Genomic DNA, 11501 nt, shown 5'->3' on the forward strand with positions numbered 1-11501 from the left:
ATTATAAAGAGCGGTCTAAATGTGTGTAACCTCCATCTACAAACAAGAGCTGTCCGGTGGTATGGCTTGAGACTTCAGATAACAAAAACGCAACGGTATTTGCAATTTCGATGTCGGTCGTCATTCTGTTTCCTAAAGGGATATGTTTGGTAATACTTGCTAATTTTTCTTCCGGATTTGGGAAGGTATCCAACCATTTCTTATATAATGGTGTGTAACATTCGGCAACAATAACGGCATTTACACGAATATTGTAGGGCAGTAATTCCACCGCCCACTCTCGGGTCAATGCATTTCTTGCACCATTTGCAGCAGCATAACCTGAAGTGCCACCTTGACCGGTAACCGATGTTTTGGATCCAATATTAACAATTGCGCCTTTACTCTTTTTGAGCTCGGGCAACGCGTGATGCGCCATGGCATAATAATGGGCGACATTGCGTTGAATGGACATTATAAAATCGTCATAATTCCCGTTTTCAAGACCTATATTGTCGTTAACGCCGGCGTTGTTTACCAAACCATCAATACGACCGAATTCCTTGATCACACTATCCATTGCGTTTTTACAGGCGACTTGATCTGTTAATTCTGCCAACGCGTAAAATGCTTGTCCGCCATTGTCTTTTATAGTGTTCACAGCCTTTATAACATCCTGCTCATTTCGACCTATAATTACAGGAATGGCGCCCTCTTGGACCAATACTTTGCAAATGCCATTGCCAATACCTTTTGAGCCGCCAGTAACAACAATCACTTTATCTTTTAGTTTTAAATCCATAAGTTTAATCTTCTAAATGGTACCAAGTTTTGGCATTCAAGCCCATAATTTGCTGTTGTTCGGTTTCTGAAAATTTCGAAATATAATCTTCAACAAGCGCGATTGTTTCGGCATAAGTTCCCGCCAATAAACTCACGGGCCAGTCGCTTCCAAAAAGTGTTCTTTTGGTTCCGAAGGCATTAAAAATCACATCAAGATACGGTTGCATGGTAGTGTTATCCCAATCCTTCCAATTTGCTTCTGTAGTTAATCCTGATACTTTACAGGCTACATTTTCAAAACCTGCCAGTGTTTCCATCTGACTTTTCCACGTCTTTATTTTCCCGTCTTTGATATAGGGCTTTGCGCCATGGTCCACTATAAATTTTTGCCTCGGAAATGCCTCTACCAATTTAATGGCGTCTTCCAATTGATGTGGAAAAATTAAGATGTCATAAGTGAGATTGTATTTTTCCAATGCTGAAATACCCCGTTGAAAATCCTTGCGAAGCATAAAGCCATCGGGTTCTGCTTGAACAATATGCCGAAGCCCTTTTAGCTTTTTGTATTTTGAAAAATAGTTTATCCGCGCTTCGATAGTGTCACTACACAAATCCACCCAACCGACAACTCCTTTAATAAAATCATGTTGATCTGCTAATTCCAATAAGAATGTGGTTTCCTTTTCTGAAGTGTCCGCTTGAACGGCAATACAACCATCCAGTTGTTGCTGTTGCAATAAAGGCTGTAGGTCTTCGGGCAAGAAATCGCGTTGGATTACGGACATGTCATCCGTAATCCAAGCATCTCTTTGCGGATCAAATCCCCAAAAATGTTGATGTGTATCTATCCGCATTTATTTGTAGGCTACTGCTGTTTGTTCTTGGACGCCTAAACCTTCAATTCCTAAACGCATGACGTCTCCTGGTTTTAAATAGCGTGGAGGTTGAAACCCTAATCCTACACCAAATGGCGTTCCCGTTGAAATTACATCGCCTGGCAATAAGGTCATAAACTGGCTGATATAGGACACACAATGTTGGATATTAAAAATAAAATCTGAAGTCGATGAATCTTGCAAACGTTCGCCATTGACATCCAACCACAGATTGAGATTGTTGGCATCTTTTATTTCATCCTTTGTGGCCATAAACGGTCCCAAAGGCGCAAAAGTATCACAACCTTTTCCTTTACACCATTGGCCTTCTCTCTCAATTTGAAAAGCGCGTTCAGACACGTCATTATGCAAGACATAACCTGCAATATGATCGTCAGCTTCTTCTACAGATATGTAAGATGCTTTCTTACCAATAACAATGGCCAACTCCACTTCCCAATCGGTTTTTACACTGTTTTTCGGAATGATGACATTGTCATTTGGACCTACAATAGCGGTTGTCGATTTAAAAAACAATACCGGTTCTGAAGGTATTTTGGCATTTGTTTCTTCGGCATGTTTCGCATAATTTAATCCAACACAGACCAATTTTGAAGGTCTGCCAATTGGCGATCCCAATCGTACGGCATCATCAACGTTTGGACAATTGGATTGGTTCGTTTTCAACCAGTCTTCCAAACGCTCCAAACCATTGGTTTCAAAGAATTTTTCGTTAAAATCTTCGCCAAAAGCACTAACATCGATACGTTTGTCTTCTAGTTGAAGTCCTGGTTTTTCTTGGCCTTCCGACCCAAATCTTATGAGTTTCATTTTTGATGTATTATTATTATTACTATTATTTAATTTTTTATTATTATTTTTTATTGGGCAGAAGATCTAAAAGATTGTTTTTCCGAAGAAACCCCTCCGCCTTCGGCACCTCCCCTTGGAATAAGGGGAGGAAACCATTTCACAATACCATTTAATATTTGTTTAAATTTAAATATTTACAAACGATATTTCATTTTCACTCCCGTCTGAGCTCCTTCCCTTCGGGAAGAGTAGGATGGGAATCAGCCATTCAATTTTATAAATCCGCCATCTATTGGAAAATCGGTTCCCGTAATAAACGACGCTTCATCACTACATAAATACAATGCCAAATGGGCAATCTCTTCAGGTTTGCCCATACGTCCGATGGGTTGTGTTTTTGAGAGGTTTTCAAACATTTCCGCTTGATTGTCGGGGTAATTTTTGGCTATAAATCCGTCAACGAAAGGCGTGTGCACACGTGCCGGCGAAATGCAATTGCATCGGATCCCTTCTGCAACATAATCTTTTGCCACCGAATAGGTCATGGTCAAAACCGCGCCTTTAGTCATGGAATAGGCAAATCGATCAGAAATTCCGACTGAAGAAGCAATGGACGCCATATTGACGATCACTCCTTTTTTCTGCTTTTTAAAATGTGGGATGGCCGCCTTCATACCGTTGTAAACACCTTTGATATTGACGTTGTACAAGCGATCTAAGTCATCAGAATTTGTATTTTCAATATTTCCGACATGTGCAATTCCTGCATTGTTCACCAAAATATCGATGGCATTGTTTTTAGCAATAGCGCTAAAAATATCTTCCACTTGTTCTTGATTGGACACATCACATTGATAAAAATTTGCCGAACCCTTATCGCTTTCAATTTCCGATACCGTTGTATTGCCGTTTTCTACATTGAAATCTAAAATACAAACATGTGCACCTTGTTTTGCAAATGTAGTGGCAATGGCTTTTCCTATTCCGCTACCGCCACCTGTGATGATGGCTGTTTTTCCTTTTAAACTGAATACCATAATTATGCTTTTTGTAATTTTTTAGTCCAAACTGCTCCGTTAGGAAAACTATAGGTTTCTAATGATTCTGGTTTCATGGTGATGCTATATCCCGGGAGTTGTGGTGGCATATAGGCGCCGTTTTTGATGACTACGGGATCAAAGAAATGCTCATGTAAATGATCTACATATTCAATGATGCGGTCTTCCATAGTGGCACTGACACAAATATAATCGATCATGGATAAATGCTGCACATATTCGCACAAACCGACCCCGCCCGCATGCGGACACACAGGAACTTTATATTTTGCCGCCATCAACAAAATGGCCAAAATCTCATTGACGCCACCAACACGGCAGCTATCAATTTGGCAAATCTGCAAGGCATCGGCCATAATCAATTGCTTGAACATGACTCGGTTTTGGCAATGTTCTCCGGTGGCAACTTTTATTGGCGCTACCGCTCGGGCAATTTTGGCGTGACCTAAAATATCGTCTGGACTGGTAGGCTCTTCAATCCAATACGGATTAAATTTCTTTAGCGAGGCCATGTTTTCTATCGCCTCATCCACATCCCATTTTTGATTGGCATCCATCATCAATTGCAGATCGTCTCCTATTTCTTCACGGATAATCTGTGCCCGGCGCATATCATCCTGCAAATCAGAACCCACTTTTATTTTCATGTGTTTAAACCCGTCCGCTTTTGCTTCCTGGCATAATCGGCGCATTTTATCATCACTATAACCCAACCAACCTGCAGAGGTCGTGTAGGCAGGATAGCCGTTCTTCAACAGCACGTCAATCCGTTCTTGCTTGGTGGCCTCGTTATTTTTAAGAAGTTCCAAAGCTTCCTCTGGGGTAATAGCGTCAGTGATATAGGTGAAATCGACACATTTCACAAATTCTTCAGGGGTCATATCTGAAATTAATTTCCAGAGTGGCTTGCCTTCAACTTTCGCGTATAAATCCCAAACGGCATTTACGATAGCGCCAGTGGCCAAATGGATGACTCCTTTTTCTGGACCCAACCAACGCAATTGACTGTCGCCAGTGATCATCTTCCAAAAATCGCCCATATTCTCAGTAAAAGACTCTAAAGTCTTTCCAATGATCAAATGGGAAAGCGATTCAATAGCCGCAACACACAATTCATTGCCACGACCAATCGTAAACGTTAAGCCGTGACCTTCAAATTCTGGATGGTCGGTTTTTAAAATGACATAAGCTGCGGAATAATCCGGATCTGGATTCATGGCATCAGACCCATCCAAATCATCACTTGTGGGAAAACGAACGTCTTTGGTTAAGACTTCGGTTATGGTAATAGGTTTTTTCATCTCTTAATACGTATTGTTTTAGGTGGTCGGTTGCAATTTTGTCCGATTTGAATCTATCCAATCGATTAGACCTTCTTGATAATCTTCCAAAGCTATACTATGAATCCCATTAAATCCACTAATAATTCCACCGCTACTAATACTATTTTTGCATTAGAGGGAACTATATGGCCTCTGTGGTATATTTACTATGCTTCTTTAAATAAGCGGATGGTGACATATTCTTGATCATTTTAAACTGACGGTTGAAATTTGAAAGATTATTAAATCCTGATTCATAAGCGATTGCTGCCACATTCAATTCGTTTTCAATAAGCAGTTTGCAGGCATAACCGATTCTAATTTCATTGACATATTTTGAAAATGTTTTCCGATGCACGCGTTTAAAAGAACGGCTGAATGCAGATGAATTCATATTCACAAGATCAGCGACCGAATTAAGATCAATATCCTTGTTAAAATTATTAAAAATAAACGCAATAACTTTGTTTGACAGGTCTGATTTTTCCAATCTTAACGACGCTACGTAGCCAGAACTGGCCAGTAGATTATAGTCATCATGAACAGCTAATTCATGGAGAATGCCAATAAACTGATGGGTTTTATTGAAATCCGTTTCATCATTTAGTTTTATAATGGCTTGGATTAACGCATCTGGAACATTCCTAAATTGAATGCCTTGCTCTGCCTTTTTAAAAAGTGCGACAATAGGTTTTATTTCAGGTAATTGCAGAAACGTGTTTCCTAAAAAATCCTCCTTGAAGTGAATGGCGACAGCCTCAGCCGATAAACTTTTATCTTCCTGAAAATATTTTGGATCATTTAACCACATGTGTGGCAAATTTTTACCAATAAGCACGACATCTTTGGACTGAAATTTTTTAATGCTATCTCCAATAAAACGCGTGCCCTTACTTTTAAGGACAATCACCAATTCTAATTCTGGATGGTAATGCCAAATTTTAAGAAAATTAGCATAGCTGTTTTTTCTCACAGAAATTGCTGAAGTGGTATGGCTCCGATCTAATAAATGTAATTTCATCGCAATGAAAATAACACTTTTGAGCCAATGATTGGTGAAATGTGCAAAAAAAGTATTGATTAGACCGTATTCTATGAATTCTTAATCTTTTATTGATAACAGGTGATCAGCGGGAAATCTTTTATATCCACAACAACCAAGTAGAAAGTCTAATACCACACCCCACTTTTAAATCTTCAAACTGAAAATAATTTATACCTTTAAAGTCTGTTTATTAAAAATCAATTATGAAATCACTTATCTACAAAAGGCTGTTTCTTGCGGCGCTATTCCTTTCCGTCAATTTCTCTATAAATGCCCAAGCTTTGAGCGCCACACAGATTGACAGTTTGGTCCAAAAAACAATGGCCACTTTTGATGTTCCTGGCATAGCTGTAGCAGTTTTAAAGGATGGCAAAATTTATCACAAAAACACCTATGGTGTCAGTTCATTAAAAACCAATGCCAAAGTAAACGACAACACTCTTTTTGGTGTGGCTTCAAACACCAAAGCGTTTACCACCGCAGCAATGGGGCAGCTTGTTGACCAAGGAAAACTGACGTGGGACACGAAAGTCATAGACATCATCCCCGAGTTTCAACTTTATGATGCTTACGTGACGCGTGAATTCACCTTGCGCGATTTGGTCACCCATCGTAGTGGTTTAGGTTTGGGTGCTGGCGATTTGATGGTATTTCCTGCCTCAAACACAACCACCAAGGCTGAAATGATCCACAATCTGAGATATTTAAAACCGGTGTCCTCCTTCCGAAGTAAATTTGATTATGACAACTTACTATATATTGTAGCAGGTGAAGCTGTCGCACGAGTTTCAGGACAATCTTTTGACGATTATATCACAGAAAACTTCTTTAAACCTTTAAAAATGAACCGCTCGCTTCTTTCTCTTCCAGAAATTAAAGAAGACGGTAACAGAATTGACGGCCACGCACCAGTGAATGGCAAACTTGGATTAACGGCCGATACCTTTACCCAAATATCCACACCTGCAGCTGGGATTTTTGCATCAATCAATGATATGTCCACATGGGTTCAAGCATTATTGAACGGTGGGAAATATGGCGAGAAACTTCAAGACAGCCTTTTCAGCACTAAAACGCTTCATGAAATGTGGTCTCCACAAACCCTTATAAAAAGTGGGAAAGGACCATACAATACTCATTTTTCAGCCTATGGCTTGGGTTGGTTTTTGAGCGACGTGAACGGGTATTTCCAAGTGACCCATACAGGAGGATTAATTGGGATTGTGAGTCAGGTAACTCTTCTTCCAGAAATGGATCTGGGTATTATAGTCCTGACCAATCAGCAAAGTGGTGCGGCGTTCAGTGCGATCACCAATTCAATTAAAGATGGCTATTTTGGTATCAAAGGTAAAAACCGAATCAAAGAATATAACGAGCGCCGATTGGCGGGCGAAAAAGAAGAAGACAGCATTGTTTCGGCATTGGAAAGCAGCATTGCGGCGCAGTTAAAAAGCAAAACCCCAAAACCTAATCCAGCAGATTATATTGGAACATATGAAGACAACTGGTTTGGAAACGTTGCCATCACCAACCAAAACGGCAGTCTTCATTTTAAAGCTGAAAAATCGTCGGATTTAACGGGAACGATGACCTTCTATAAAGGCACGACCTATGTGGTGCGATGGAATGACGCCTCGTTAAAAGCGGATGCCTTTGTCAATTTCAGTTTAGATACCGAAGGCAAAGCGCAAGGGTTTACCATGAGTCCAATTTCGCCATTAACCGATTTTAGTTATGATTTTCAGGATTTAGAGTTTAGAAGAGAAAAATAACTTAGTCGTAATTTAGTTCCAACTTCCTGTACAGAGTGGATTTTCACGAAACACGGTTTCCTAACATACAAAAATTGGTGAAATGGATTTTAAAATCTATTTCATCAATTACTTTTTACAAAGGTTTTAATGTTGGGGTTTAGTTATTGCGCGCCTTATATTTATCCAATATTTTTAAAGTTTCATCAATCGGAAGCGCTTTCATCTGTCTTCCTTTTTGACCTATAATGTCTTCAGCCATGAACATGGAATTATAGATGGCCTCTTCAGTAGCCTCGAAGACTGCCAAAAACAATGGCGACATAAAATCATTTAAAACTTCAGTACTGGTTTTTTCAATAGCCTCAGGATCATGAGGAATTCGCGAGTCTTTATGTGTACTGAACGCAATGCTGTAATCGCCGCTTCCGTTGGAAGAGAATGAGCCTACCGCACCAAAAGCCAAGAACGAACGTCTTGCCAAACGTTGTAGATTTCTACTGGAAAGTGGTGCATCCGTGGCGATAATAATCATACACGAGCCATCCACTTGATAAGGCACATCGTTGGCCATATAGTAGGTATTCAATTCTTTGCCTACGGGAGCTCCGTTTATTCTTAGGATCCCGCCAAAGTTTGTCTGAACCAAAACACCCACAGTATAACCTCCCTTATTTTTGGGAAGCACACGGGAAGAAGTTCCAATCCCCCCTTTAAAACCGAGGGTATTTGTACCGGTACCGGCACCCACATTCCCTTCAAGTACTTCTTGAGTCGAAGCTGTGTTGATGGCCTCGAAAACATCGGCAGCTTTCACATGACGACCTCTAATATCATTTAACCAACCATCATTGGTTTCACCAACAATAGGATTGACCGATCTAATACCCGAGTTTTCGGGAATGCTCAAGGTATAATCCACTAAGGCATTGGCCACCAAAAAGGCATTTAGGGTATTCGTCAAGGCTATCGGCGATTCAATATTTCCCAACTCCTCAATTTGTGTGGTGCCAATCGACTTCCCAAATCCGTTGCCAACAAAAATACCAGCAGGGACTTTCTCTTTAAATAAATTGCCTTGATGTGGCAGGATGACGGTGACTCCGGTTCGGATGGAATCGCCAATATTCAAGGTTTTTTGACCCACGGAAACACCAGCTACATCGGTAATGGCATTGTATTTACCAGGCGTTAAAATTCCAGGTTTCACGCCTAGTTCACGTGCTCTATTTCGTTCTTGTGCGCTATTCCGAAAGGGTAAACTCAGCAACAGCGCTACTATCAAAATTGATTTTGTCATTTGTTTTATAAGGGTTTTAGTTTCTTTGGATCTATACTTTCAATGAGTTTTCTCGCCAAAACGTTGGTAGGATTGATGGCCACCATGCCGCTAACTTCTGCTGTGGTAATGACCAATGGAATTTCAGTGCATCCTAAAATCACGGCTTCGGCACCATTATCTTTAAGGTAGATCATGGCTTGGTCTAGGTTTTCCTTAGCTGTGGAATGAAAAGGATTCGATTGTGATTTGATACCGTATTCTGGGTGATAAATTGCGGGATGCACAAGTTCTTCCTGCATCTCTAATGTTGGCTTAACCGTTATAAACCCATGACTTTCCAAGGCACTCGAATAAATTTTCTGTTTATAGGTCCCTGTGGTTGAAAGCACGCCTATTTTAGAAAACTGCGGGTAATGAACTTTGATAAAATCGATCGTTTCATTAATCATATGAAGTAACTTTATCTGACTGTCATTCGCATTCAATTCTTTTAAAATCAAAGCGAATATTTCAGGGGAATGTGCGGTATTACAAGGTATTCCCACCACCGTTGCCCCCGATTTCTCCAAGTCCAAAATTATTTTAGCGATGGCATGTCCTGGGTTTTCGGTGATGTTCCCTATGAGATATTCTGTCCGATCCATAATTTTGGACGGTAAAGAAAACAGCAAGGTATCAAGATGATCCTGATCCTTTTTAGCCAAGGTGTTATCAAAAATATTTTTTAATAGGTCAATTCCTGCATAAGGTCCTACACCTCCAACAATTCCAATCATAACTTTTAATTTAACTTATAAAGCGATACGCTCCTTCATCATTCAATATTTGAACTAATCCAATCCCATTGCCCAATCGTCACCTCTTGGGTCTGCGGCACCTTCAAAAGAACCATCAGGTCTTACCAAAATAGCATCTACCCTGCCAATGGCACCACGCTCTTTTAAGACATGGCCCATGACTTCTAATTCCTTTTGTACAGTACTACTCACTGCTCCTTTCTCAATATAAATCATATCAGGTTGCCATTGGGAATGGACTCTTTTTTCTGAGACTGCATCACTCATGGTCATCCCATGATCGATCACATTAAGGATAACCTGATAAACAGAAGTGATGATGGTGGAGCCTCCAGGCGTTCCAACTACCATAAATAATTTACCATCTTTCTCAACGATTGTTGGGGTCATGGCACTTAACATACGTTTTTCCGGTTGAATGGAATTCGCCGCTCCTCCCAATAATCCATACATATTTGGTACTCCAGCTTTAACACTAAAGTCGTCCATCTCATTGTTCAATAAAAACCCCGCACCTTCTACGAAAACTTTTGATCCATAGGAATCGTTGATAGTCGTGGTCAATGAAATGGCATTTCCATGTTTATCAACGATGGAATAATGCGTCGTTTCTTCACTTTGGACACCATTTTGGAGTTCCATTGCCTGCACCTCATCACTGTTTGTTGCTTGTGTTGCACTAATTTGACCTACTCTTTTAGCAATATAAGCATCATCCAATAAGGCCTTCACAGGAACTTCCCAGAAATCAGAATCGCCCAAATGAGTCGCTCTATCTGCATAAACGCGTCTCTCCATTTCTGTCATTAGGTGAATGGTTTTTGCCGATTTTGATCCATAGTCGGATAATGGAAAATGTTCAGACATTTTTAGAAGCTGTACTAAGGCAATCCCTCCGCTACTTGAAGGTGCCATGCTATAAACTTTATAGCCTCTAAAACTTCCTGTGATAGGATTGCGCCAGGCTGAGTCATAATTCTTTAAATCTTCTAAGGTAATAATACCATTCCCTGCCTTCATTTCAGCAACCAAAAGCTCGGCAGTTTTTCCTTCATAAAATCCAGCTCTGCCGTTTTGTTTGATACGGGTTAATGTTTCAGCCAAATCTTTTTGAACCAATAAATCGCCCTCCTCCCATTTACTTTCCTTAATTAAAGTGACTGTTTCTGGATTTCGATTGTATTTTACAAAGTCTTTCTTATGATAATTATAGTTCCGAGCTTGTTGTGCTGAAATAAGAAATCCCTTTTCCGCCAATTGAATAGCTGGCTCAATCAATGTGGCAAGTGGCAAAGTACCAAACTTCTCATGGGCTTTTAACATGCCATCCACAGAACCGGGAACACCAGATGCTTTTTGACCATATAAGCTCTCTCCTTCTATGACATCTCCATTCTCATCCAAATACATATCTTCAAAAGCATTGCCCGGAGCTTTCTCTCTAAAATCCAATGAGAACACCTCGCCGTCATGTTGTCTATACATCATAAAACCGCCACCACCAAGGTTACCGGCATTAGGATAGACCACAGCTAAGGCAAAATGCACGCCTACCATAGCATCAACCGCATTTCCACCCTGCTTCAGGATTTCCATGCCAACTCTGGTAGCTTCAGGATGGGCAGCAACCACCATTCCGCTTTTAGCGATGGCCGTTTTCCCCGAAAGGGATGCTGTTACCGCATCGGTCTTTACTCCGCCGCAGGTTAAAAAAAGCACGGAAATAAATGTTAAACTCAATAATCTTAAACTATGTTTCATGTTTTTACTTTTAAATTTTATACGAAAACTAACTC

At 40.3% G+C, this 11501-nt stretch carries 10 protein-coding genes; 1 reads left to right on the plus strand and 9 read right to left on the minus strand.

Annotated features, from left to right (window positions below; translation table 11 throughout):
• Window position 1: 1 nt before the first annotated feature.
• The 6 genes from ESZ48_RS12470 to ESZ48_RS12495 form a co-directional block, all read right to left on the minus strand.
• On the minus strand, window positions 2-781 hold the full coding sequence (locus ESZ48_RS12470) for an L-fucose dehydrogenase (RefSeq protein WP_129017826.1): 780 nt from the start codon (window positions 779-781) through the stop codon (window positions 2-4).
• A 4-nt stretch (window positions 782-785) separates the two neighbouring features.
• Window positions 786-1616, minus strand: coding sequence for an amidohydrolase family protein (locus tag ESZ48_RS12475; protein WP_129017827.1), 831 nt, complete (start codon window positions 1614-1616; stop codon window positions 786-788).
• A complete protein-coding gene (locus tag ESZ48_RS12480) occupies window positions 1617-2468 on the minus strand; it encodes a fumarylacetoacetate hydrolase family protein (RefSeq protein WP_129017828.1) in 852 nt (283 codons plus the stop codon).
• A 242-nt stretch (window positions 2469-2710) separates the two neighbouring features.
• Window positions 2711-3487 carry an SDR family NAD(P)-dependent oxidoreductase gene (locus ESZ48_RS12485; protein ID WP_190246256.1) on the minus strand — a complete coding sequence of 259 codons (777 nt, stop codon included), beginning with the start codon at window positions 3485-3487 and terminating at the stop codon, window positions 2711-2713.
• A gap of 2 nt (window positions 3488-3489) precedes the next feature.
• Window positions 3490-4809 carry an L-fuconate dehydratase gene (locus tag ESZ48_RS12490; protein WP_129017830.1) on the minus strand — a complete coding sequence of 440 codons (1320 nt, stop codon included), beginning with the start codon at window positions 4807-4809 and terminating at the stop codon, window positions 3490-3492.
• 163 nt (window positions 4810-4972) lie between these two features.
• Complete coding sequence (locus tag ESZ48_RS12495) at window positions 4973-5851, minus strand: AraC family transcriptional regulator (RefSeq protein ID WP_129017831.1); 879 nt, start codon at window positions 5849-5851, stop codon at window positions 4973-4975.
• 227 nt (window positions 5852-6078) lie between these two features.
• On the opposite strand from ESZ48_RS12495, the gene ESZ48_RS12500 reads away from it, so the two are divergent.
• Window positions 6079-7647, plus strand: coding sequence for a serine hydrolase (locus ESZ48_RS12500; protein WP_129017832.1), 1569 nt, complete (start codon window positions 6079-6081; stop codon window positions 7645-7647).
• Between the two features lie 139 nt (window positions 7648-7786).
• Here the strand turns inward: ESZ48_RS12500 and ESZ48_RS12505 are convergent, their stop codons facing one another.
• From ESZ48_RS12505 to ggt, 3 genes are read right to left on the minus strand one after another with little or no spacing between them, the layout of a single operon-like run.
• Window positions 7787-8926, minus strand: a complete 1140-nt coding sequence (locus tag ESZ48_RS12505) for a DmpA family aminopeptidase (protein WP_129017833.1) — start codon at window positions 8924-8926, stop codon at window positions 7787-7789.
• Window positions 8927-8931: 5 nt separating this feature from the next.
• On the minus strand, window positions 8932-9684 hold the full coding sequence (locus ESZ48_RS12510; RefSeq protein WP_129017834.1) for an aspartate/glutamate racemase family protein: 753 nt from the start codon (window positions 9682-9684) through the stop codon (window positions 8932-8934).
• A 54-nt stretch (window positions 9685-9738) separates the two neighbouring features.
• On the minus strand, window positions 9739-11466 hold the full coding sequence (gene ggt / locus ESZ48_RS12515) for a gamma-glutamyltransferase (RefSeq protein ID WP_223266442.1): 1728 nt from the start codon (window positions 11464-11466) through the stop codon (window positions 9739-9741).
• Window positions 11467-11501 lie beyond the last annotated feature (35 nt).

Origin of the sequence: Gelidibacter gilvus (genome assembly GCF_004115975.1) — a bacterium.
In the GTDB taxonomy this organism is placed as follows: domain Bacteria; phylum Bacteroidota; class Bacteroidia; order Flavobacteriales; family Flavobacteriaceae; genus Gelidibacter; species Gelidibacter gilvus.

Excerpts from the sequence above, each read along its gene's own strand:
- ESZ48_RS12470 (WP_129017826.1), bottom strand. The coding sequence starts at position 781 with ATGGATTTAAAACTAAAAGATAAAGTGATTGTTGTTACTGGCGGCTCA.
- ESZ48_RS12475 (WP_129017827.1), bottom strand. The coding sequence starts at position 1,616 with ATGCGGATAGATACACATCAACATTTTTGGGGATTTGATCCGCAAAGA.
- ESZ48_RS12480 (WP_129017828.1), bottom strand. The coding sequence starts at position 2,468 with ATGAAACTCATAAGATTTGGGTCGGAAGGCCAAGAAAAACCAGGACTT.
- ESZ48_RS12485 (WP_190246256.1), bottom strand. The coding sequence starts at position 3,487 with ATGGTATTCAGTTTAAAAGGAAAAACAGCCATCATCACAGGTGGCGGT.
- ESZ48_RS12490 (WP_129017830.1), bottom strand. The coding sequence starts at position 4,809 with ATGAAAAAACCTATTACCATAACCGAAGTCTTAACCAAAGACGTTCGT.
- ESZ48_RS12495 (WP_129017831.1), bottom strand. The coding sequence starts at position 5,851 with ATGAAATTACATTTATTAGATCGGAGCCATACCACTTCAGCAATTTCT.
- ESZ48_RS12500 (WP_129017832.1), top strand. The coding sequence starts at position 6,079 with ATGAAATCACTTATCTACAAAAGGCTGTTTCTTGCGGCGCTATTCCTT.
- ESZ48_RS12505 (WP_129017833.1), bottom strand. The coding sequence starts at position 8,926 with ATGACAAAATCAATTTTGATAGTAGCGCTGTTGCTGAGTTTACCCTTT.
- ESZ48_RS12510 (WP_129017834.1), bottom strand. The coding sequence starts at position 9,684 with ATGATTGGAATTGTTGGAGGTGTAGGACCTTATGCAGGAATTGACCTA.
- ggt (WP_223266442.1), bottom strand. The coding sequence starts at position 11,466 with ATGAAACATAGTTTAAGATTATTGAGTTTAACATTTATTTCCGTGCTT.